The organism is Sphingomonas chlorellae (assembly GCF_056485145.1).
The window spans coordinates 401,928-426,868 of record NZ_JBQXXM010000002.1 but is presented as its reverse complement, the minus strand read 5'-3'; the positions used below and the strand labels follow the sequence as shown (position 1 = coordinate 426,868).

Sequence of the window (24,941 nt, the reverse complement as noted above, 5' to 3'; positions counted from 1 at the left end):
CGGGTCTAGGAAGACCTTGGTGGGAATACGCCCTGCAACGCAATGCAGAAATTCACCGCAAGATAGGGCTGCAGGTTGTTGTGCGGCTGTCCGCCCCCGCTGCTCGTCACGGCCGCCGACGCCATCTGCGCACCGCCGCTGTCGCGATAGAGACTGGCACCCACCGACGTGCCCAGAACGACATTGTTGGTCAGCGTCCCCTGGGTTCCGTCCTCGACCGAACCGCGCATCGTATGCGTGTGCGGGGGCATCTGATCGGTGGTCAATGCGACGGTCGCCGCACCGCCCGCCTCGCCGAGTTCCCGCGGCGACAGCCCGGGCCCGGTTCCGGCCTGCATCGGAACGCGACCGACCAGGTCGGGCAGACCGAAATTGCGCTGGCCGTCGCCGCCGAACCGGGTGCCGAGCAACGAGAAAAGTGCGGTGTTCTGGGCGAGCGGCAGGATCTGGCCGTTGCATGCCGCCCATCCGGTCGGCGCGAACGGAAAGCCGAATATCCGGATTTCCGCCACGAAAGGATCTGTCATGATCGGTTCCTAGACCTGTGCCGGATAAATGCCGAACAGCGAGATGATGAAGTTGATGCACAGATAGGGCTGAAGGTTATCGTGCGGCTCTGCGCGGCCGCTGATGCCGATCGTCCCGGGCGCGAACGGCGTGTCGGGCGTCTCGACCGCATAAGGCCGCGATACGGTCGAACTTGCCAGCACATTGCCCTGCGGGCTGCGCTGGGTTCCGTTCGCCGGCGTGCCCTGCACTGCATGGTTGTGCGGCGAAATCTGGCCGGAGTTCAGCGTCACCTGTTCAACGCCGCCCAACATTCCCAGCACATAATTGGACCCGCCGGCCAACTGCCCCATATGCACCGGAACGCGCCCGCGCAGGTCCGGCACCGCAAAATTGGTCTGGCCGTCGCCGCCATAGGTCGTGCCGATCAGGCTGAACAGCGTGTCGTAATCGCTGATCGCCAACTGGCTACCGTCGCAGAAATGCCAGCCATTCGGCGCATAATCACCGGCAAACATACGGATTTCTCCGACGAAAGGCGTACCCATGGGATCAGTTGCTCCGGCTCGGAAAGATGCCGGCGGTGCAAATGCAGAAATTGACCACCGTAAAGGGCTGCCGGTTCTCGTGCGGCTGCCCGCTCCCCGCAAAATCGATCGTTCCGCCGTTCAACTGCACGGGCGTGTTGCCGACGCCGGGGCCGTAAATGGCGGCGGGGTCGGCGGCCAGCATCTTGTTGCCGCCGCCGATATTGTTGCTGTTTCCCGTCGGCACCGCCACGTTCAGGGCATGGTTGTGTGCGGGCAACTGGGCGGACGTCACCGTGACGATCTCCGTCCCGCCGCGGATACCGAGCGCATAGTCAGCGCCGCCGAAGTGGAGCGGCACCCTGCCGCGCAGGTCGGGTAGTGCAAACGTCGTCTGGCCGTTGCCGCCATAGGTGATGCCGAGCAACGAAAACAGCGCCTGATTCTGGTTGATGGGCATTGTCTGGCCATTGCACAACACCCAGTTTTTTGGCGGAAAACTGAATGCCATCATCCGGATTTCGCCCAGAAACGCCTCGGCCAAGGCCTGCCCCCTCTTCTTTTGCGTCCCGTCGCGCTTTGCGTCCCGTCACGCGGACGCCCCCGCCCCTATCGCACGACAGTGCATTTTGCCAGCGGCGGGATGCATTCTGTCGCAAATAATTCGCAGGCGTTCCCCACCTTCCGCTACGGAATCCTGGATTCGCAACCGTTCGGCCCGCTTGTTCTTGCGCAATTGCACTGATATCGAAAGCCCGGATCGCATCATTTCGTGCACGATGGTTCGTTTGTGCTTGAAATCGGCCGGATTGTGCCCGGTCGCGGCCGCCCGTTCAAACGCCGCCGGTGTGTCGATTTTTGGGGGGATCATCTGTGAAGAAACTGCACCGCGGCCTGCTGCTGTTTTCGACCTGCCTGTCGACTGCCATGCCGGCACTTGCGCCGCGTGCGTTTGCGCAATCCAACGAACCGGTCTGGGCTCCGCGCGCCGAAGTCGACGCGGAAACGGGCAAGAACCGCAGCAGCGTCGGGATGGAGCTGTTCGCGCCGGTTGCACAGAATGATTCGAACCTGCTCTTCGTGGCCGGCCGGATCGGCTATGACGAACGCAACGACCGCAACGGCTCGGTGACGATCGGCGGCCGCGGCCGCATCGGCGACGATGTCGCGATCGGCGTCCATGCCGGTGCCGACTTCTATCGGTCGGATCGCAGCAACCATGGCCAGGCCGCCGTTACCTTCGGGCTCGAAGGCTTCACGTCGGTGTTCGACCTGCGGCTCAACTATCGGCTTCCGACCTCCGGCCGCCGCACGCTCGCATTCCAGGATCCCGACGCCGCGCCGACGGGGGTGCTGACGGTCGAGCAGAACCGGCTGATCGAACGCCGCAGCGGCTTCCGGCTCGAGGAAATTCCGCTCGCCGGAGTGAACGGCGAAGTCGGCGCGCGCCTTCCGCTCGCCGACCGGTTCAGCGTCCGGCTCTCCGCCGGCGGGTTCGATTATCGCGACGACGCCGCGGCCAAGGGTTATCGCGGTGTTCGGGGCGGGCTCGACCTCGATCTCGACGATCCGCTCGGCGCGGGCAGCCGTTTCTCGATCGGCGCGCGGGTCGAAGACGACAACCGCTTCGGCACCACCGCACGCGCCACGGCGCGGCTCTCGATCGCCTTCGGACGCGGCGCGCGCGCGCGCAGCACCCCGCTCACCGGCCTCGAACGCCAGATGGGCGACCGCGTCCGCCGCGACACGGTGGCCCTGGTGGGCACGCGCCATACCGATCTGAGCAGCAGTGCTGCCGCGATCGACCCGCGCACCGGCAAGGCGTTCGGCGGCGTCTATTATGCGGCGGCCGGTGCCGGCGGCGCGGGGGGGCGTGCGGGGACCAGCACCGATCCGACGACGCTCGAGGATGCGGTCGCGCGCGCAGGCCAGAACGGCGTCGTCGTCGCGTTGGGCAGCGGCGGACCGATCAGCACCGGCGGGGTCAGCCTCGCCGCGGATCAATATCTCCTCGGCGGCGGCAGCAGCATCGCCGTTCGCCGCGTCAACGGCAGCATCACCGGTTTCACGTTCGACGGAACCCAGGGCATCGTCGCCGGGACCAGCGCCGCCGGTGCCGCCGTGACGCTGGGCCAGGGTTCGGTGTTGCGCGACATCACCGTGCGCGGCGCGGGAATCGGGGTCGCCGCCACGGGCGTCGGCGGCTTCGCGCTCGACCGGGTCGTGATCGAGAATACGGGCAGCACCGGCCTTGCGCTCACCAATACGCTCGGTCCGATCGCGATCGATGGGCTCACCGTTCGCGGCGCCGGCGGGACGGGGGTCGTGGTCAGCGGCGGCAGCGCGGTCGCGCTGCGCAACGCGACGATCAGCGGCCGCACCGGCGCGGTCGACGTGCTGGCGGGCAGCGGCGCACTCAACGTCTCGCTGGCAAATCTCACCCTTTCTGCCGCGAACGGCAATGTCGTCGACATCGACGGTACCACCGGCACCGGGCCGCTCGGCATTGCGCAGCTCAGCGGCCTTTCGATCCTGGGCGGCAACGGCGAAACGGGCGGCATCGCCATCCGTCGCGCCGTCTTCAATTCGGGCGGCGCGGGCGGACTCCAGCCGGTGAACGCCGGTGCGATGGCGATCGGGTCGACCGCAGCCCGGGTCGGCGGCACCGGCCTCAGCCTCACCGACGTCACCGGGACGCTGGGCTTCCAGTCCCTCGACATTGCGACGCGCGGCGGCACCGCGCTCGCGGTGGCCAACGCCAAGACCGGCGATTTCACGCTCACCACGCGCGACGGCCGCATCGATGCCGAAGGCGGTACCGCGCTCGATCTCGACCCACTGGCGATCGATCTCAACTTCACCGCCGTCCGCTCGAATGCCGCTGCGGGCGCGGGTATCGTGCTCGATCAGGTCCGCGGCACAGGGACGGGCGGCAACGCGCTGACGATCGGCACCGTCGAGATTGCCAACAGCGGCGCGCAGGGGCTGCTGCTCACGGGCGGCTCGCAGGGACAGGTGACGGTCGCGCGCGGCACCATCGCCGATGCGGGGAACGCGGCGGTCCAGATCGGCCAGGCCGGTCTCGCCGACAGCGGCGGCACGATCGGCCTCGATCTGGGCGCGACGATCACGGGCAATCGCGGCACGCCGCTCGTCGCCATCGCCGAGGCGGGCGGCACGATCCGTTTTGCCGGTGCGATCAGCGGCAATGGCGGCATCGCGATCACGGGCACACGCGCCGGCGGGGTCGCGCGCTTCATCGGTCCGGTGACGATCACCGGCGGCGGCGCGGGTGCGGCGCTGGCGATCGACAATCTTGCCGGCGCGCTCGCCTTCGACGGGCCGCTCACGATCAACACGCCGCAGGGCGACGCCATCCGCATCGGCAACGTCCCCGGCGGGGTCGGGTTCGGCGCGGTGCGGATCACCGGGCTCGGCGGGGGCACCGGGCTCGACCTCTCCCGCACCCAGGGCAATGTCGTGCTCGCGAGTCTCGATCTTTCGGGAACGGGGGCGGCCGGTTCGCGCGGCATCAGCCTGGCCGGCAGCACCAATGCGGGGTCGATCGTCATCGGCGGCGCGAGCACGATCGCCGGCGTGGTCACGGGCATCGACCTCAGCAACGCCGCCGCTTCGGGCAGTTTCCGCTTCGGCGACGGCAGCGGCGGCAACGGGCTTCAGGCGACGATCACCGCCGATGTCCCGATCCTTGCCGCCGGACTCAATTCGACGCTCGGCCGTTACGACCTCGGCGACGTGCGGCTGGTGGGCGACACGACCAACCTCACCGGCGGCAGCTTCACGGCCTATTATGTGCTCGCCGGCGCGCAGGGCAGCGGCCGCAACGGCACCGATGCGGGCAGCCTCGCCGGCGCCGTCGCTTCGGGCGCACAATATATCGTTCTCCTCAACGATCCGACCGGCGGCCGCGACATTCTCGACGTCGCCGGGATCGGCGGCACGCTGACGCTCGGCCTCAACCAGCGGCTCGTCAGCTTCCTCTATTCCGATTTCTTCGCCGTCACCGGGGCGAGCGCCCCGGCCAATCTCATCGTGACCGACATCGGTCCGACCGGAATCACCAATCCCTTTGCCGGCTCGGGGTCGGCGCTGCTGACCAGCACACAGGGCGGCGGCGCCGTGGTCACGCTGGCCGACGGCAGCGGCGTCGACGGCGTGCTGATCGACGGCGGCGCCGGCATCGGCGTCGCGGGCACCGGTGTTCGCGGCGCCACCATCGCCAATTCGAACATCTCGGGCGGCACCGGCGCGGTTGTCGTCGCCGACGGCGGCAAGGACGCTTCGGTCACGCTGCGCAATCTCGACCTTTCGGCCAGCGGCGGGACGACGCTTGCCCTCGGCGGCAACGGCGGCGGCACGCTCACCGTCGATGCGGCGGGCATCGGCATCAGTGCGACCGGCGACGCAGCGGCGCTCGCGCTCACCAACGTCACCAGCGCCGGGATCGCGCTGGGCAACATCACTGCCGGCGGCGGGCTCGGTGACGCCGTGTCCATCCGCGGGGTCGGCGGCGCCGATGTCACGCTGGGCAACATCACCGGTGCCGGCGCCGGCAGCAGCGTGATGATCGGCGCCAATACGGCCAATATCCGCACCGGCGACGTCAGCCTCGAACGGACCAGCGGGAGCGGCATCACCATCGCCGGCAATCGCGGCACGGTGACGCTGGGGGCAATCACGCTGCGCAACGACGGCGGCGACGGCGTCACGATCGACGGCAACAGCGGCGCGGTGACGCTCGGCAAGGTCACGCTGGGCGCCGTCACCGGCACCGGGGTGACGATCAACAGCAACCGCGCGGCGGTGACGCTCGGCGACGTGACGCTCGCCGGAGCAAACAGCAACGGCATCCTCATCGCCGATCAGCGCGGCGACCTGACGCTCGGCAGCCTCGACCTCACCAATCCCGGCACGCGCGGTCTGGTGATCGACACGCTTCGCGGCGGCAGCATCACCATCGGCGGCGGCGTGATCCGCAGTTCCGGCGGGACCGGCATCACGATCGGCAGCGTCGCGGCCGGTGCCGACGTCGCGATCGGCCCCGTCGCGGTGACGGGCGGCGACACCGCGATCGCGTTCACCGATGTCGCGGGCAGCGTCCGCTTCACCGGCACCACCAGCCTGACGGGCCAGCAGACAAGCGGCATCACGATCGGCGGCGGCAACAGCGGCGCCATTGCGTTCGGCGATGTCGCCATCGCAGGGCTCGCCGCCAATGGCCGCGGCATCGACGCGCGCGCGGCTGCGGGCGCGGTTACCCTCGCCAGCCTCGACCTCGACGCCGCAAGCACCGTCGGCACGCGCGGCATCGACCTGTCGGGGAACAGCAGCGCCGCGACGCTGTGGATCGACCGGGGCAGCATCCGCGGTGTCGGCACCGGCGTCGACCTGTCGAACACCGCGATGACGGGCAGCTTCCGCTTCGGCGACGGATCGAACACCGATGCCGACGGCGCCGCCGCGTCGATCGACGCGGTCACGCCGATCGCGATCACCGGGCTCAGCGGCGCGACCGGCCGCTATGATTTCGCCGATGTGCGCCTCTCCGGCGACACCGGCGGGCTGGTCTCGTCGGCCAGCCTCTACTGGGTCCAGGCGGGCGCCCATGGCACGGGCAGCCGCAGCGACCCGGGCAGCCTCGCGGGCGCGGCGACATCGGGTGCCGACATCATCGTCCTCATCAACGACCCGTCGGGCGGCACCGACATTCTCGACGCGAACGATGCGGCCACCGGCACCGGCGGCACGCTCGTGTTGCGTCAGGGGCAACAGCTCGTCGGCTTCGGCGCGGCGGATTCGCTCGCCGTGCCGGGCGGCGCCCCCGCCAATCTGACGCTGTTCGGCATTACCCGCGGCAGCATCGCCAATCCCTTTGCCGGGTCGGGCGCCCCCGTGCTCACCACGACGGCCGGCAACAGCGCCACGGTCCTGCTCGCCTCGAACGTCGTGCTCGACGGGCTGACGGTCGCCAATGCCGGGAGCGGTGCGGGCATCGCGCTTCCCGGCTCGGTCAACGTCACCAACGTCGTGCTGCGCAACAGCCGCATCGGCGGCGGCAACGCAGCCCTGGCGCTCGTCAGCGGCGCCCGCACCGCATCGGCCAGCCTGTCGAACCTCACGCTGTCCAGCCACGGCACCACACTCGTCGCCGACGGCAGCGGAAGCGGCAGCCTCACGCTGTCGGGGCTCTCGAACATCACGATCCTCGGCGGCCAGGGCGAAAGCGCGGGCGCGGTATTCACGCGCGTCCGCTTCGACGCCGATCCGCTGGCGGCAGGCGATCAGGCCGTCGCCGCCACCCTCACCATCGGCAGCGCCGCCGCACGGCTCAACGGCGCGGCGCTGATCCTCGACAACACGGCGGGAGCGCTCGCGCTCAACGGCATCAGCATCTTCAACCGCGACGGGCCGGGCATGCTCGCCCAGTCGACCGATCTCGACCTGACCGCGCGCGGCGGCAGCATCGACACGATCGACAGCAACGCGCTGATGATCACGCTCGGCGGCGTCGACCTGTCGTTCGATGCGATCACCCATTCCGGTGCCGGCGCCGCGGTAGTGGTCACCAGCGCACACGGCACCGGCGCCGGCCGCCGCATGCTCGACGTCACCCGCCTGGTCTCCAGCGGCGGCAGTGCCGGGGTGGTCCTCTCCGATTCGACCGACGGCAGCTTCCATTTCGGCGCCGCGTCGTCGATCACCGACGTCACCGGCTCGGCGATCCGGATCATCAGCGGGACCGGCCGGATCGACCTCGATTATGACGGCAGCATCCATCAGACCGGCGTCGCACCGATGGTCTCGATCGACGGCCATCAGGGCACGATCCGTTTCGGCAGCACCAGCAGCCTGATCTCGCCCAACGGCGTCGGCCTGAGCTTCTGGAACGCCAATGGCGACTATGAATTCAACGGCATCACCCAGCTCGACGGCGGCGCCCGATTGATGATCGGCTACGGTTCGTCGGGCAACTTCACCTTCGGCGCCGGCACGCGGATCACCGGTGACGGCCTCGCCCCGGCGATCCAGATCGACACCAACAGCGCCAGTCTCGCCTTCGCGGGCACGCTCGCCCAGGCATCGGGCACAGCGCTGCGCGTCACCGGTCATGGCGGCGGCACGGTCGACTTCACGGGCGCGACGCTCGCGATCACCGGCGGCGACGGGCTCGTCTTCGACAATGCCGACGGCAGCTATCGGTTCGGCGCGCTCACGCTCGGCGGCGGCGCCCGCATCGCGGTGACCAACGGCTCGGCGGGCGATTTCGCGTTCGGCGCGCTCACGCTGCGCGATCTCGCAACGGGCAAGACGGGGATCGACCTGACCGGCGCGACCGGCAATGTCGCGATCGCCACGCTCGACCTCAGCGCCGCCTCGTCTGTCGGCACGCGCGGCATCGATCTCACCAACAGCCACAGCGCCGCCACGATCACCATCGGCGGCGGCAGCCGGATCGACGGCACCGCCATCGGTGTCGATCTCACCGGCGCGGCGATGACCGGCAGCTTCCGCTTCGGCGACGGCTCGAACACCGACGCCAACGGCGCCAGCTCGACGATCGCCGCCGCCACGCCGCTCGTCATCACCGGTCTCAACGGCGCGACGGGCCTCTACAATTTCGCCGACGTCAATCTGGTGGGCGACACTTCGACGCTCGCGGTGCCGGCCTATTATGTCGCCGTCGGCGGCACGGGCACCGGCACGCGCACCGATCCGGGCAGCCTCGCCGCCGCGCTTGCCGCCAATGCCGTCAACATCGTGCTCGTCAACGATCCCGCCGGCGGCACCGACATTTTCGACATGGGCACCGGCACGCTCCAGCTCGCCGGCGGCCAGTCGCTCTACAGCTTCCGCGATCGCGACAGCTTGTCGATCGGCGGCGGGGCACCGGCCAATGTGACGCTCTTCAACGTCCAGACGGGCGTCATCACCAATCCCTTCGCCGGATCGGGCGCGCCGATCCTCACCGGCAACGGCACCGCGACGGTGACGCTGGGCGGCTCCAACCTGCTCGACGGGTTGCGGATCACCAATACCGGCAACGGTACAGCACTGCTCGGCACCGGCATCAACGGGTTCAGCGTGGTCCGCAACAGCACGATCGCCGGCGGTCTGGGCGGCGCGATCAGCCTCGCCGCCGGTGCCGGCACCGCGCGCTACGCGCTCAGCAACCTCGACCTGTCGACGCGCGGCGGCACCGTGCTTGCCGTCGACGGCGGTGCGACCGCGGCGATCACGCTCTCGACGCTCGCCAACCTGACCGTCGGCCATGACGGCGAGAGCGGCGGGATTTCGATCCGCCGGGCGGTGTTCGACGCCAATCCCGGCGGTCCGGACGGCCATGCGGTCGATGCGCGCAACCTCGTGCTGGGAAGCGCGGGCGGCGCCGTCGCGGGCAACGCGCTCGCGCTCGACACGGTCACGGGCACGCTCGACATCGGCGGAATCGCGATCAACAGCACGGGCGGCACCGCGCTCGGGGTGTCGGGGACGCTGCGCGACGGCTTCACGCTGATCGGCGACGGCGGCACGATCGTCACCGACCTCGCCGCGCCGATGGCGCTGTCGTCGCCGCTCACGCTGGCGCTGACGCTCGACCGCATCACCGCCACCAACACGCGCGGCGCCGTCGGCCTGTCGATCGCCGACGCGACCGGAAGCCTGACGGTGCGCGACGCCGTCTCGCTCACCGGCGGCAACAGCCCGGCGCTGAGCCTGTTCGGCACCGGCGGCCCCGCCCACCCGTTCGTCGTGCGCTTCATCGGCGCGGTGACGGTCGACACCGCACTCAGCAGCGCCGCGGGCGTCGCGTTGCGGGGAAGCGACGGCACCCGCTTCGAATTTGCCGGCGGGCTGACGGTCAACACCGCCCTCGGCACGGCGCTCGACGCCAATGGGGGCCAGTTGCTGATCGCCGGCGGCGCACTCGGCACCACCGGCGGCCGGGCGCTGTTGCTCGACGGCGTCACGATCGCTTCGGGCGGCGTGCGTTTCGACTCGATCGACACCAACGGCACGTCGAACGCGATCCTCCTCAACGCGGTCGACGGCGCGCCGGGCGCGACGCTGTCGCTCGGCCAGGTGCGACTGCGCAACGTGGCCGGGACGGGCGCCGCGATGCAGGTCGCCGGCCGGCTGGGCGCCACGACCGAGATCGACAGGCTGGAAATCGGCCTGGCCGACGCCGGCATGACGGGGCTGAGCTTCCTCGGCGCGACGCTCGCAGCCGATGTTCATGCCGCCCGCTTCGCGATCACCAACGCCGCAGCGGCGGGTAACTCGACGGGCATCAATCTCTCCACCGCCACCGGCAGCGGCAAGCTGCGGCTCGGCGACGTCGGCGGCGCGTCGATCACCGGGGTGGGCACCGGCGTCGTCCTCGATGCGGGGACCAGCCTCGACTTCACCTATGGCGACGGCGACGCGAGCGTGACCGGCTCGACGCTGTCGGCGCTCACGCCGATCAACCTGGTCGGCACGCCGCTCACCGGGCGCTACGACTTCCGCGACGTCAGCTTTGCGGGCGGCCCGGGGCTGGGCTTCGGCATCGGTCGCGTCCGCTTCATCGATTCGGACGGCGCGACCGGGGGTGGCACCGGCTCGGGCATCGACGGCGCCAACCCGATGACGCTGGCCGACGCGGAGGCACAGCAGATGCCGAACGACATATTCCTGCTGGTCAACAACGGCAATGCGATCAGCGTCGCCGGCAGCAACGGCGACAACAGCTTCATCCTGCGTCCGGGGTCGCGCGCCTATGGTTTCGGCACGGCCGACGGCAAGGTGACGATCGCGCTGACGGTTCCGTCGACGGTGCTGCTGTCCAGCAACACGCTGACCATCGCCGATCCGGGGACCGGCGCCGCGACGCTCACCGGCCCGGCAGGGTCGACGATCGTCACGCTTCAGGGGGGCGCCAGCGAACTGGCCGGCTTCACGATCGACGGCGGCGGCAGCAACCTGTACGCGATCGGCTATACCGGCGGCGGCATCGCAAGCGGGATTGCCTTGCGCGACCTGACCTTCCGCAATGCGGGTACGGCCCGTTTCGACAACATCAGCAACGCGACGTTCGAACGGCTGACCTTCACCGGCAATTCGGCGCTGACGATCAACCAGGGCACCGACACCGTGCTGCGCAACATCGCGCTCAACGGCGCGTCGCAGGGCATCGACCTGGCGTCGATGGACGGGACGACCACGCTTGCCAACGTGTCCGTCACCGGCGGGGCGGGCGGCCTGACGCTTCGCAACGCGCACGGCACGGTGAATGCGACGGCGGTGACGCTTGCGAACATCACCAACAACGCGCTGTACATCGTCGACAGCGACGCCGCGATCAGCTTCGACACGACGAGCAGCATCAACGGCGCCAACGGCTATGCGGTGATCGTCGAAGGCAGCCAGGCGAGCGTCTTCACCTATGCGGGCGCGATCACCGCGCTCGCGACCCGGGGCATGAAGTTCTTCGGCGGCGTTGCCGATCGCAGCGTCCGCGGTACCTACAGCTTCACCGGCGCGGTCACGCTCCAGGGGGACGATGCCGGGCTGTCGATCGCCTCGACCGATTCCAGCTACAATTTCGGCTCGGCGACCAGCGTGCACGCAAATCTCGGCACGGCCTTTTCGTTCACCGACGGCGCCGCCACGATCACCTATGGCGGCGACATCACCGCGGATCAGGGCCAGTTGATAAGCATCCGCCAGCTCAAGGGCGGCACCATCGCCTTTGGCGGTCCGCTCCGCGGCACCGGAACGACGGCGACCGCGATCCTGGTCGCGGACGGCCAGGGTGGCACGGTCCGCTTCTCCGGGCCGGTATTGCTCAACACCGGGGCAGCAGACGCGCTCACGCTGCAAAACAACAGCGCCGACACGAACGTCACCTTCGATACCGGCGCGGGCGGGTTGTCGATCAACACCACCACGGGCAACGCGGTGACGGTCACGGGGCCGGGGTCGCTCGGCATTCTCGGCAATAACAACCGGCTCGCCACCGGCAGCGGCATGTTGCTGAACCTTACCAACGCCGCCGCGACCGATGCGGTGTTCGACCTGCACCTCGCCGATGCGAGCATGGCTGCCGGCGCCGCGGGCATTCAGGCGATGCGCACGGGCACCGGCGCGATCCGCGGCACGATCGCGATCGACGCGGGCAGCATCACCGCCTCGAACGCGGGCGTGCGGCTCTCGGGCGACGCGCTCGACTTCACCTATGGCGGCACGATCGCCACCAGCGGCGGGACGGCGCGCGCGGTCGATGCGGCGGCGCGCACGGCGGGCACCGCAACCTTTGCGGGGGCGATCGTCGACACCGGCCTCGGCATCCGCATCGCCAACAATCTGGGCGGCACGATCGGCTTTGCCGGCACGATCAATGCCGGGGTTTCGGGCGCGACCGCGCCGCTGACGATCACCGGCAACAGCGGCGGCACCTTCAGTTTCTCGGGCGCGACCAAGCTGTTCAACACGGGTGCGCAAGCGGCGGTGACGCTCGCGGGCAATGCCGGGGCGACGGTGCTGTTCCAGAATGGCGGTCTCACGATCGCGACGACCAGCGGCGCCGGGTTCAGCGCCACCGGCGGCGGCACGGTCTCGGTGGCGGGGGCGGGCAACGTCATCGCCAGCGGCACCGGCACGGCGCTCACCGTCAGCGCGACGACGATCGGTGCGGCGGGGCTCGAATTCCGCAGCATCGCCGCCAACGGCGCCGCCAACGGCATCGTGCTCGCCAACACCGGCGCGCTCGGCGGGCTCAAGGTCACCGGCACCGGCACCGCCGGGTCGGGCGGGACGATCCGCAACGCGACCGGCGACGGGATCAGTCTCACCAACACCGAAAACGTCCGGCTGACCGGCATGACGATCACCGGCAATCTCGGCAACGGTATCGGCGGCAGCGGGGTGAACGGGCTCGTGCTCGACGGCCTGTCGATCACCGGCAACGGCAACGAGGCGGCGACGCAGGAATCGGGGATCAACCTCACCAACGTCACCGGCACCGCCGCCAACGGCGCCCGGCCGACCGGCATCTACAACAGCACGATCGCCAACAATAACCTGTACGAGGTGCAGATCAGCAACACGCTCGGCACCCTTGCCGATTTCCAGGTCGTCAATGCGACGTTCCAGTCGGACGGTGCCGCGGTCAACGGCAATGCGGCCGGCCAGCACGGCAACCTGTTCAACTTCCTCGGCAACGGCACCGCGACGATGACGATCAACGTCACCGGTTCGAGCTTCATCGGCAACTGGAACGCCGCGACCCCGCCCGCGGTGATCACGGGCACCGGACTCAACGTCAATGCGGCGGGGACCGCGATGACCGCGAATGTCGGCGGCAGCACCTTCACCGCCAACAATGTCGGCGTGTCGATCACCTCCGATGCGGCATCGTCATCGCTCGCGTTCGTCGTGGATTCGAACAACATTTCTGGCCAGCGATCGACGGCAATCAACACGCTCAACAACGGAAATGCACCTTTCAACCGCACGGTTTGGGGGCGGATCAGCAACAATTCGATCGGCAACGGGAGCGTTTCCAACTCGGGGTCGCTGCTCGGCAACGGGATCAGCATCGCCAATGAAGGCGCTGTGAACGCGACCTATTCGGTGATCGGCAATACCATCCGCCAGATCGCGGCGGCGCCGGCAATCGCCGTCAATGTCGGACTGGGCGGCGGCGCCACCGGCGGCGGCACGACCAATTTGACCATACAGAACAATGTGATAAGCGACGTCGGCAGCCGCGCGATCACCATCCAGGACAATCAGGTCGACGGCCCCACCTTCCCCACGATCCGCGTCAACCTGTCGGGCAACAGCTTCGCCAACATCGCCGGACAGGTCGGCAACGGCCAGTATCTGCGCCTGCGCAGCCTCAACGGGTCGATGCTCGTCACCCAGCTCCTGGCCTCGGGAAGCAGCAACGCCGCCGAACTCGACGACGCGAACGGCTTCAACGACCCCACGAAAATCAGCATTTCGGGCACGATCCTCTACGGCCAGCCGCAGCCCCCGCTGCCCCCGCTGCCCTGACGGGCGGCGGCCGGCGCGCGGGCGCTGCGCCTATTCCCCTGCCCGGCCGGCCGCCGGTTTATTTTCGCAAGGGGCTGGCGCTGACAACGCTATCGGGGCAGAATGGCCCGGTAATGCCGGAAAAGGCAGCGAAAAAGGCGCCACAAGCGCGCATGAGGAGAGAGAGAATGACGGGCAATGTGCGCTTACACGCACATCATGCATGCGTGACCGTGGCTTTTGCGAACGGCGGCTCGGGCGAGCTCGGCACCGACACGCTCGCCCCGTCGATGGGCTAGGGCTTGCGTGCGGGTTCAGCCATTTGCCGTCACCGGCGGCCGCCGGCGCGGTGCGGCGTCGGACTGGCGCCGCACGAGCGTATAGGGCAGCAGCAGATGGCGCGCCTCGCCTTCGCGTCCCCCGCGCCGCGCGCGCATCGCCTCGACGAGCAATTCGACCGCCGCGCGCGCCATGTCGGCGATCGGCTGGTGGATCGTCGTCAGTTCGGGCCAGATCGTCGTCGCGATCGCACTGTCGTCGAATCCGCACACGGTAAGGTCGCCCGGAACGTCGAGGCCCCGGCGATGCGCCACCGCGACTGCCGCTGCCGCCATGTCGTCATTGCTGGCGAAGATCGCGCTGGGCGCTTCGGTGCGGTCGAGCAACTGCTCCGCCGCGTCGAGGCCGGAGCGATAGGTGAACAGTCCCGGCGCGACCAGTTGGGGGTCGAACGCGATTCCTGCCGCGGCGAGCGCGGCGCGATAACCCTCAGCCCGCTCGGCACTCGCGCTCAGATTGGGATGCCCGGCGATAAAGCCGATGCGGGTATGGCCCAGGCCGATCAGATGCGCGGTCATCGCGCGCGCGGCACCGAAATCGTCGATGCGCACCGAACCCATCTGGTCAGGCGCGCGGCCGGTGGCGACCACCACCACGGGAATGCCGGCGGCCAGCAGCGCGTCATAGACGGGTGCCGAATCGCACAAGGGCGGAGGCAGGATGATGCCGTCCACGCCGCTCTGCACCAGCCGCATCACCGCACCGAGTTCGGGATCCTCGCTCGCGCACTTCTCAACCACCAGTTGCAGGTCGCTGCGGCCGGCCTGATCGAGTCCGCCGACGAGGAATTCGCTCAGATAGGCTGCGCTCGGATTGCTGTAGAGCATCCCGATGCGCAGTTGGACCGCCCCGGCCAGGCTGCGGGCTGCGCGGCTGGGCGCATAGTTGAGCGCGCTGATCGCGGCATGGACTGCCGCGCGCGTCGTCTCTCGAACATTGGCATCGGCATTGATCACCCGCGATACCGTCATCGGCGATACGCCCGCCATTCGCGCGACATCCGCGATGGTCGGTGCGCCGCTCAGTCGGCGCGACCCGCGCCGCGGCTTTCGCGAGGTTTCGCCCTTGCGTTCCACTCGTTGCCCCCTGTTTGCACCCCGACACCATCTTTGAGCGCTTTCGCCCCCCGAAATCAATTCGTTGCGATTCCCGTTATGATCATGCCCATGAACAGGAGAGGAGAGTAACCCGATGCGGCTCCATCGCTATGCCACGCTGCTGCTCGGCCAGGCGGCCATTCTATCGATGCCCGCGAGCGCGCAGCAGGCGGCGCCTGCCCCCGCCGCCAGCCGCCCGGCGGTACCCGCCGCGGCGCAGGCGCACCCTGATCGCTGGCCGGCCGCCAGAAGCCAGGGCCTGGTCGACCCCAAGACCGAGGCGTTCGTCACACAATTGATTGCGGGAATGACGCTCGAGGAAAAGATTGGCCAGATGATCCAGGGCGACATCGGCTCGATCACCCCGGACGACCTGCGCAAATATCCGCTGGGCAGCATTCTTGCCGGCGGCAGTTCGCCGCCGCTCGGCGCGCCGGACCGCTCTCCCGCAGCCCCGTGGATCGCGACCTCGCGCGCCTTCAACGCCGTCGCACTCGAAAAGCGTCCCGGCCACACGCCGATCCCGTTGATGTTCGGCGTCGACGCGGTCCACGGCAACAACAATATCGTCGGCGCGACACTCTTCCCGCACAACAGCGCGCTCGGCGCCGCCCATGATCCCGACCTGATCCGCCGGATCGGTGCCGCCACTGCGGCCGAGACGGCGGCGGCAGGAATCGACTGGGCGTTCGGTCCCACGCTCGCGGTGCCGCAGGACGATCGCTGGGGCCGCACCTATGAGGGCTATTCGGAAGATCCGGCACTGGTGCGCAGCTATGCCGGCGCGATGATCGAGGGGCTGCAGGGCAAGCCCGGCGCGGGCGGTATCCAGAAGGGGCACGTCGCGGCCAGCGCCAAGCATTTCCTCGCTGACGGCGGCACCACCGGCGGCATCGACCAGGGCGATGCCCGGATTCCGGAGGACACGCTGATCCGCATCCATTCGGCCGGCTATGTTCCGGCGATCGACGCGGGCACGATGACGATCATGTCGTCGTTCAGCAGCTGGAACGGCCAGAAGATGCACGGTAATCCGACGCTGCTGACCGACGTGCTGAAGGGCCGGATGGGCTTCGACGGTTTTATCGTCGGCGACTGGAACGGCCATGGTCAGGTACCCGGCTGCACCAACACCGACTGTCCCGCCACCTTCAACGCCGGGCTCGACATGGCGATGGCGCCCGACAGCTGGAAGGGCCTGTACGAAACCACGCTTGCGGCGGCACGCGCGGGCAAGATCCCGATGGCCCGCATCGACGATGCGGTCCGCCGCATCCTGCGCGTCAAGGCAAAGCTCGGCCTGTTCGACACGGCTCGGCCCTACGAGAGTCGCACCGGAGTGATCGGCTCTCCCGAGCATCGTGCGCTTGCGCGGGAGGCGGTCGCCAAGACGCTGGTGCTTCTGAAGAATGACGGCGTGCTGCCGCTCAAGGCCAGCGCCAACATCCTTGTCGCGGGCGACGCCGCCGATGATATCGGTCGGCAGGCCGGCGGGTGGACGCTGAGCTGGCAGGGCGACGGCAACACCAATGCCGACTTCCCCAACGCCCAGTCGATCTATGCCGGCATCGCCGAAGCGATGAAGGCGGGCGGCGGGTCCGCGACGCTCAGCACCGACGGCAGCTTCACCACCCGGCCCGACGCGGCGATCGTGGTGTTCGGGGAGCTTCCCTATGCCGAAATGCGCGGCGATCTGCGCACGCTCGAGTTTCAGCCGGGCGACAAGCAGGCGCTGGCGCTGCTGCACAAGCTCAAGTCGGCGGGCATTCCGACCGTCGCCGTGTTCCTGTCGGGCCGACCGCTCTGGGTGAACCCCGAACTCAATGCGTCGGACGCCTTCGTCGCGGCGTGGTTCCCGGGGTCCGAAGGCGGCGGCATTGCCGACGTGCTGATCGGCGACGCGGCAGGAAAGCCCCGCAAGGACTTCACCGGACGCCTTTCGTTCAGTTGGCCCAAGACCGCGGCGCAGTTCACGCTCAACAAGGGGACGCCGGGCTACGACCCGTTGTTCGCATTGGGCTATGGGCTCAGCTATTCGAAGCCGGGCCGCGTGCCCGCGCTCAGCGAGGTGGCGGGGATCGACGCCAGCCTGGCGAACACCAGCCTGTTCTTCACCCGTGGACAGGTGCCCAAGCCGTTCACGCTCGCGCTCGACGCCGGCGTAACGCGCCAGGCGGTCGACGGTCCGCAGACACAGGAAGGCGCCGTGTCGCTCCGCTTTGCCGGCGCCGGCCCCCTCTCCGCGCGGATCGAAGGGCCGAAGCTCGACCTGACGCGCGAAGCGAATGCCGATCTGATGCTCCAGATCAGCTACCGCGTCGAAAATGCCGGTCAGGGGCCGGTGACGATCGCGCTTGGCAAGGGAACGGTGGATGCCTCGGGGGTCTTTGGCGGGAGCCAGTCCGGGTGGAAAACCGCACGGATTCCGCTCAAATGCTTCCGCGAGCATGGCGCCGACATGTCGGCCGTGACGATGCCCTTCGCCCTCAGCGCGGGCGGCGGCTTCAGCGTCGCGATCGCCGACCTGCGGCTGGCGACCGACCCCGCGGGCGCCGTCTGCCCCAAATAGGCCGACGTTATAGAGCCGGGGTGCAGGCACCCCGGCTCCGCCCCCCAGGGGAGGAAGGCATGGCGGTGCCTTACCCCACCCGTCCCGCCGTGCCATTTGGGCAAAATCCGGGGGAGATATCGAAACCGATCCGTAATTTCCCCTATTCGGTCGCGGGGCAGCGCGCGATCAGCGTCCGGGTCCGCGCGGCATCCAGCCCTTCACGCAGCGTCGCGCAACGGCGGCCCCGTGCATCGGTGACAAGCGCGAAGGGCAACCCCGCAGTCTCGGTGTAAAGCGCCGTCTCCATCGCCCGCCGTTCAGCCCCCTCGGGCTGCCAACGCTCGGCCGGCGCAACGGCACGCAGCATCGCCTGCGTCGCCGCGCCCGAATCAAACGGCACGACCAGCACGCGCCGCGGCCGCGCCGCAGCACGGATTTCGGGAAGTCGCGCCAATTCGGCATGACAGGGCGCACACCACGACGCGACAAACAGCAGAATCGCATCGGCGGGATAGCGCGGTGTATCCGCGGCTGCCGCTGTCGGGCCGACCTGACTTGCCGCGGACAAGGCCAGGCCACCAAGAATAAATCGGACGTTCAGCAATAAAGAGCGGCGCATCGACATTCGCTTTCAGTTATGCGCATGATGACGGCAAATCCGGGGGGAAATCACAAATGATTGCCATATTATTTCCGATTTTTCTGGCTGCGCAATCCACCTCCCTCGCGAAGCAGCCCTCGCCGGGTGAAGGCCAGCCCACGCTCCAGGCGCGCTTCGACGAGGCTTCCGCGCTTGCGGTCGACGGGAAATGCGGCGAGGCAGTACCCAAATTCAAGGCGCTGGAAAACGAGCCTGCCGTACAGCGTAACCCGATCGTCCGGGCGGCGATCGCGGTACGAAAGGGGATGTGCCTGGCCAGCGTCGATACGGCTGATACCGCCGTCCAGTCGATCCGGGCCGGCCTGCCCCTCCTGGAAAGCAAGGGCGAGGCGTTCGCGGTCGACGTCCAGCAGGCGCATACGATGCTCGGTCGTCTCGCCGCCACGGCATTCGACTATGGCGGGGCGGAAGTCGAGTTCAGGGCCGCGTTGCAGGGCGCGAAGGGGCTGGACCGGCTGCAGCCGCTGCTGTCGCTGTCGCAGGTGCTCGCCTTCGATCATGACGGCCAGGCGTTGCGCTATGTCGAAGAGGCCAGGGCGCTGGTGAAAGGCGATCCTGGCGCGAACAAGAAGCTTATCGCGATCGTCCAGGCCCAATATGCTCGGGTGCTGATGAACGAGGGGCGGCTCAAGGAAGCCTATGCCGCGCTGCGCGACAGCGTCGCCAAGCAAGGCGGGCTGTCGCTGCGGGTGACGCTGGACGACGTCACGACGCGCTCCGATCTGGCGATCGCCGCGATGCTCAACGACGATGCGGTCAACGCCCGCCGCTATCTCGCCTATGCGGGGGCCGGCACCGCCCGGAGCCAGGGGTTCATGCGCGCCGCGTCACTGGAAACGCCGCCGTGCAGCAGCCTTCCGGGCCTCAAGCCCGATGATTTCGCGGTGGTCGAATTTGCCCTGTCCGAAAAGGGCGAGGTGCTGGGTGCTACGCCGATCTATGTACCCGCCGGACGCGAGGCGGCGCTCACCTTCGCTCGCGCGGTCTCGCAATGGTCGTGGACGCCCGAGGGCGCGATGACGCTGCCACCCTTTTTCCGTCAGTCGGTGCGCGTCGAGCTGCGGTGCAGCCGGTCGGGCGAACGCCCCTCCCTTACCGCAGCGGTCGATGCGGCGTTCGGCGACTGGGTCGATTCGCACACGCAAGTTCACAAGCAATGGGCCGGGTTACCTCATGCGCGCGCACTTGCGTTGCAGACGGCGGCGCTCGGCGCGGCCGAGACTTCCGGCGATCGCGCCGGAGCACTGGCCGCGGCCGTCGCGATCGCGGAAAATCCGGCTGCTCCGTTCGAGATTCGCAAAGCGCACGGACAAAAGGCGGCGGAACTGGTGCAGGGGCTTCAGGCGCCGGCGTCTGTTCAGCTCGAGGCGGCGCTTGCCGCATCCTTCCAAGAGGTTCCAAGCGACGAGGCCAGGGATCGACGGCTACGCGAACTGCTCGCGACGCCCGCCATCGCCGCCGACCCGCTCAGCAGCGCGACCGTCCGGATGCTGCTCGCCGCACCGCGATCACGCGCGCGACGTGCGGCCGACGCCGATGCACTGCTGGAAGCGGTGAGCGACGGACCGGGGCTGCCCGATCGACACCCGCTCCGCATCGCCGCACTGGTCGAGCGCGCCAATCTGCTTGCGCGCCGGGGCGATCTGGCGGCGGCCCGCGCGATGTTCGACCGGACCGGGCTGACCGAGGAACAATGCTCGTTGATCGAAACGGCGCCCGCAATGCAGAGCCGGGGCTTCGACAATACCGACAGGAACTGGCTGGGCTTCGACGGGTGGGCCAATGTCGAATTCGACATCGCCGCCGATGGCAAGCCGCTGGCGCCACGCGTGGTCAATGCCTATCCGCCGTTCGTTTTCGACAAGCCGGGCGCCGACCGGGTCAAGACCACGCGCTTCACTGGCAGCTTCCGCCCGAACAACGGCGTTGCCTGCACGGCAAAGCAACAATTTGTGAGCTTCGTGACGCCCTGAAGCCGGCGGCGCGCAAGTCTCGCGCAAAGTCGGCACGGCGTTTCCGCTTCTGCCGCTGCAGAGTTGAGCCAGCGCTTCAGACCGTTACTTGCGTACCAAGAAGAGACCTGCGTTTCCCTGGAAGTGGCAAAGCGCATCGACATCACCAGCCTCTTGTGGTCAGTATAGCAACCACAAGGGGGCAAGGGATGATTACAACGCTACTTCCGTTGTTGCTGGCCGCGCAGACCGCCGCGTCGGGCAACGCTCCGCCGGGCGGCGGACAAACGCTTCAGGCGCGCTTTGACGAGGCCTCCGATCTGGCAGCGGACGGCAAATGCCGCGAGGCGCTGCCCAAATTCAAGACCCTTGAAGCAGAACCCGCCGCACAACGCAGCCCGATCGTCCAGGCGGCGATCGCGGTGCGCAAGGGCATCTGCATGGCCGGAATCGAGCAGCCCGAAACGGTGGTCGCAACAATCCGCGCGGGGCTGCCGCTGCTGGAAAGCAAAGGCGAGGCCTTCGGCCCCGATGTGCGCCGCGCGCATGGACTGCTCGGCCGCATTGCCTTGACCAATCTCGACTATGCCGGGGCAGCCGCAGAGTTCAAGGCGGCACTCAAGGATGCCACCGGCGCGGACCGCCTGGCGCCGTTGCTGTCGCTTTCGCAGGTGCTTGCCTTCGACCATGACGGTCAGGCGCTACGTTATGTCGAAGAGGCGCGGGCACTGGTGACGGCCGATCCCAAAGCCGACAAGAAGCTCGTCGCACTCGTCCAGACCCAATATGCACGCGTGCTGCTCAACGAGGGACGCCACAAGGAAGCCTATTCGGTGCTGCGCGACAGTCTCGCCAAACAGGGGGGGCTGACAAAGCGCGTGACGACGTCGGACATCACGACGCGGTCGGATCTGGCGATCGCGGCGATGCTCAACGGCGACCGGGACAATGCGCGCAAATATCTCGCCTTTGCCGGCGCGGGAACGGCGACCGCCGACGGCTTCAAGAAAGCAGCGTCGCGCGAATCGCCGCAATGCAGCAGCCTGCCCGGGGTCACGCCGAACGACTTTGCGATCGTCGAATTCTCGCTGTCGGATACGGGCGAGGTACTCGGGGTGATGCCTATCTATGTTCCCGCCGGGCGCGAAGTCGCGCTGGGCTTTGCACGCGCCGTACGACAATGGTCCTGGACGCCCGAGGCGGCCAAGACGCTCCCGCCCTTTTTCCGCCAGTCGATTCGCATCGAACTGCGGTGCAGCCGGGCGGGCGAGCGGCCAGAGGTCGATGCACCCCTCGAAACGGCTGTAAACGAATGGCTTAGCGATCAGGCGGGCATACGGACGCAATGGGCCGCTCAGCCTTACGCTCGGGCGTGGCTGCTGCAGGACGCGGCATTCCGCGCCGCTGAGGCAACTGCGGACAGGCGCGCGGCATTGGCTGCTGCGCTTGCGGTCGCGGCCAACCCCGCCGCGCCCGAAGCCGAGCGCAAACAGCGGGCGGAGCGCGCGGCCGCACTTGCAGAAGCGCTTGCCGCACCAACTTGGGTGCAGGTTCGGGCGAGGCTGCTCGCGATCGGGAGCAACGGTTCGGACTATGAGCAGGAGAACAAGCTGCGGCGTGCGCTCCTCGACCGGCCTGACGTCCAAGCGGACCCGCTCAGCCGTGCAAGCATTCGCATGATCGTCGCTACGTCGCCGAGGCTTCTTCATCGCCCGCGAGACGCCGATGCGCTGCTGAACGCAGTGAGTGAGGATCAAGGGCTGCCGGAACGACATCCTCTCCGGATCGCAGCGCTGATCGAACGGGCAAATATTGCGGCTCGCAAGGGCGATCTGGCCGGTGCGCGCGCGCTGTTCGACCGAACGGGTCTTACCGAACAGCAATGCTCGATGGTGGGCGTGCGCCCGGCCGTGCGGAGCTTCGGTGACGTGAACAACGATTATAGCTGGATAGGCTTCGATGGCTGGGTGAGCATGGAGTTCGATATCGGGGCAGCCGGCCAGCCGATCGCGCCGCGCGTCATCAGTTCATATCCGCCCTTCATTTTCGACGGCGCCAGCGCAGAATATTTCAAGGCCATGCGCTACATGGGCAGCTTCCGGCCGAGCAAGGGCGTCGCCTGCAGCGCCCATCAGGAGTGGATGACCTTCAAGACCCCCTGAGCCGCAGCAGTTCGCAGATCGCCGCGGCTCGACGGGATCAGGCCGCAGCGCGCACGCAGTTGCGACCTTCGCGCTTGGCTTCGTAAAGCGCCATGTCGGCGGCGTGGATCAGCTCTTCGGGCGTCATGCCCGGCTGCCATGCCGCCACACCGCAGCTGAGCGAGGTCAGCACGGCGACCGACCCTTCGCGATGGATCGGCGCCCGCGCCACGCTCCGGCAGATCCGCTCGCATGCGCGCGCCGCCGCCATGCGGTCCGAGGCGAACAGGATGACCAGTTCGTCGCCCCCCAGCCGGCCGACCAGGTCGTCCGCACGCGTACCGGCAGTCAGCCGCCGCGCAATCTCGACCAGCACGGCGTCGCCGACCTGATGACCGTCGCGGTCGTTGATCCGCTTGAAATGGTCGACGTCGATCAGTGCGAGCGCCATCGGTCCGTGATCGGCGGCGGCAATCCGCTGGCGCAGTCGCCGTTCGAAACCCGCCCGGTTGAGCAGGCCCGTCAGCGCATCGGTATCCGCCTCGCGCAGCAGTGCGAGTTCCTGCGCCTTGCGTTGGCTGACGTCGCGCACCGTGGCGACGGTGCCCATGAATTCATCGGCATCGGTCACGCCCTTGAACACGACCTCGACCGTTTTTTCCGGCCGGTAGCGCGGGGTGAATTCCGCCGTATGCGTGCCGATCGAGGCGGTGGCGGCGGCATAGGCGGCAATCACCCGGCGATCACCGCCGGGATCGAGCGCCGCGACCGAACGGCCGATCAGCGCCGCGGGCGGCAGCCCGAGCAGCGGATGGACCGCCCCCTGCGCCTCGCGGCAAACGCCGCTCGCGTCGAAATGGAGCAGCGCGTCGGTCGCGTTGGCCATCAACAACCGCAGCCCCTCCTCGCGCTTGCGCAGCGCGACGAGCGCGTCGTGGCGCGCGCCCACCACCGCCGCGACCGGCAAGGTGGTCAGCGACAGAACCGCCAGATAGAATTGCAGCGCAAAGGCATGCGTGTCGCGATCGGCGACCAGCAGCATCAACGGGCCGTGATCGCTCAACGTCGCCCACGCTGCCATCGCGGTGACGATGATGACGCCCGCCTGCGCGGCCAGGCGCCCAAGCCGGAACGCCGCGACGATCAACGGCACGAAATTGAGGAACAACAGCGGCCCGCTCGCACGCCAGAACACGAAGGCGGCAACCATCGCGATCGCACCCAGTATGGCGGCGATCTCCAGCCGCTCGGCGCCGGAGCGCCGCCGCAGCGACCGGCAATAATCGCCCGCCAGCAGCGCGCACAGAAACGGCGTCAGGATCAGCAGCCCCAGCGCGTTGCTCGCATACCAGCGCAGCAGCGACACATCGACCGGCTCGCCATAGTTGAACCAGGCCGTCACCGCGCCGGCCAGCGCGCCCAGCAAAGGCGCCGCGACCCCCGCCCAGAATACGAAACGGGCAAAGGTCGGCGCATCGGCCAGCAGGTTCGCTCCCCGCAATCCCCGGCGCAGCATGTGCGCGGCAAGCAGCACCTGCGCCATGTTGATCGCGCCGTACAGGATAAGGCCGGGCGCCCAGCCGCGGGCGACGATGTTGGCGACGAAATTGCCGGCCCAGCCGGCGGCGAGGATCGCGGGCCATTCGCGCCGATCGCGCACGAGCATCATCGACAGCACGATCGCATCGGCCGGCCAGACGGCGGCATGATCGCGACCGCTGCTGGTCAGCATAATGCCTGTCGCCGCCAGAACGGCATAGCCGATCGCGGTAAAGAGCGGTGCGGCGAATTTCTTAGTTATTGTAATTGGCAGACGCTGCATCGCAGCTTCCCTCGCATACGAAGGTTAACGCAAGGATAAGAAAGCCTTTGCAAGCGCTCCGACGCGAACGCGCACGGCACACGATCGCGTGACGCATCACGGCGCACTGCGGCGATCCGCCGACGCGACAATGAAGATTGGCTTCAGAAACAGCGCAATGCGCCGCACTTTGCGCACGTTCGGCGCCGATTGGGGGATCAGCCGATCGTTGCGCCCGAGGGGTTCGACCTGTCCCGATCACGATGCCGGAACCGCCGCGGGCCTTCCCGCTGATCGACTCCGTTCTTGGCGTATACGATATCGCCA

The 24,941-nt window shown here is 68.3% G+C and carries 9 protein-coding genes; 3 read left to right on the top strand and 6 right to left on the bottom strand.

Translation table 11 applies throughout. The features are described 5' to 3' along the window. Positions 1–5 precede the first annotated feature (5 nt). From ACT3CF_RS08145 to ACT3CF_RS08135, 3 genes are read right to left on the bottom strand one after another with little or no spacing between them, the layout of a single operon-like run. On the bottom strand, positions 6–527 hold the full coding sequence (locus ACT3CF_RS08145) for a phage tail protein (RefSeq protein WP_478421748.1): 522 nt from the start codon (positions 525–527) through the stop codon (positions 6–8). Between the two features lie 9 nt (positions 528–536). Then, positions 537–1,025 carry a phage tail protein gene (locus ACT3CF_RS08140; RefSeq protein WP_478421747.1) on the bottom strand — a complete coding sequence of 163 codons (489 nt, stop codon included), beginning with the start codon at positions 1,023–1,025 and terminating at the stop codon, positions 537–539. A 34-nt stretch (positions 1,026–1,059) separates the two neighbouring features. Next, the gene (locus ACT3CF_RS08135) at positions 1,060–1,578 is read right to left on the bottom strand and encodes a phage tail protein (protein WP_478421746.1); all 519 of its coding nucleotides are present in this window, start codon (positions 1,576–1,578) and stop codon (positions 1,060–1,062) included. 329 nt (positions 1,579–1,907) lie between these two features. Here ACT3CF_RS08135 and ACT3CF_RS08130 point away from each other — a divergent pair, with 329 nt between their 5' ends. After that, entirely contained in the window at positions 1,908–14,093 is a 12,186-nt protein-coding gene (locus tag ACT3CF_RS08130) for a beta strand repeat-containing protein (protein ID WP_478421745.1), read from the top strand. A 293-nt stretch (positions 14,094–14,386) separates the two neighbouring features. Here the strand turns inward: ACT3CF_RS08130 and ACT3CF_RS08125 are convergent, their stop codons facing one another. Continuing rightward, the gene (locus tag ACT3CF_RS08125; protein ID WP_478421929.1) at positions 14,387–15,436 is read right to left on the bottom strand and encodes a LacI family DNA-binding transcriptional regulator; all 1,050 of its coding nucleotides are present in this window, start codon (positions 15,434–15,436) and stop codon (positions 14,387–14,389) included. A gap of 220 nt (positions 15,437–15,656) precedes the next feature. On the opposite strand from ACT3CF_RS08125, the gene ACT3CF_RS08120 reads away from it, so the two are divergent. Then, the gene (locus ACT3CF_RS08120) at positions 15,657–18,077 is read left to right on the top strand and encodes a glycoside hydrolase family 3 protein (protein WP_478421927.1); all 2,421 of its coding nucleotides are present in this window, start codon (positions 15,657–15,659) and stop codon (positions 18,075–18,077) included. Between the two features lie 142 nt (positions 18,078–18,219). On the opposite strand, the gene ACT3CF_RS08115 is transcribed toward ACT3CF_RS08120, so the two are convergent. Then, a complete protein-coding gene (locus tag ACT3CF_RS08115; RefSeq protein ID WP_478421744.1) occupies positions 18,220–18,684 on the bottom strand; it encodes a hypothetical protein in 465 nt (154 codons plus the stop codon). Positions 18,685–20,494: 1,810 nt separating this feature from the next. Between ACT3CF_RS08115 and ACT3CF_RS08110 the strand changes: the two genes are divergently transcribed. Then, entirely contained in the window at positions 20,495–22,834 is a 2,340-nt protein-coding gene (locus ACT3CF_RS08110; RefSeq protein WP_478421743.1) for a hypothetical protein, read from the top strand. A gap of 37 nt (positions 22,835–22,871) precedes the next feature. On the opposite strand, the gene ACT3CF_RS08105 is transcribed toward ACT3CF_RS08110, so the two are convergent. Then, positions 22,872–24,635: a sensor domain-containing diguanylate cyclase gene (locus tag ACT3CF_RS08105; RefSeq protein ID WP_478421742.1), complete on the bottom strand. Its 1,764-nt coding sequence runs from the start codon at positions 24,633–24,635 to the stop codon at positions 22,872–22,874. Positions 24,636–24,941: the final 306 nt, after the last annotated feature.

Coding starts and splice junctions, on each gene's coding strand:
- ACT3CF_RS08145 (WP_478421748.1), bottom strand. CDS start 527: ATGACAGATCCTTTCGTGGCGGAAATCCGGATATTCGGCTTTCCGTTC.
- ACT3CF_RS08140 (WP_478421747.1), bottom strand. CDS start 1,025: ATGTTTGCCGGTGATTATGCGCCGAATGGCTGGCATTTCTGCGACGGT.
- ACT3CF_RS08120 (WP_478421927.1), top strand. CDS start 15,657: ATGCCCGCGAGCGCGCAGCAGGCGGCGCCTGCCCCCGCCGCCAGCCGC.
- ACT3CF_RS08115 (WP_478421744.1), bottom strand. CDS start 18,684: ATGTCGATGCGCCGCTCTTTATTGCTGAACGTCCGATTTATTCTTGGT.
- ACT3CF_RS08105 (WP_478421742.1), bottom strand. CDS start 24,635: ATGCAGCGTCTGCCAATTACAATAACTAAGAAATTCGCCGCACCGCTC.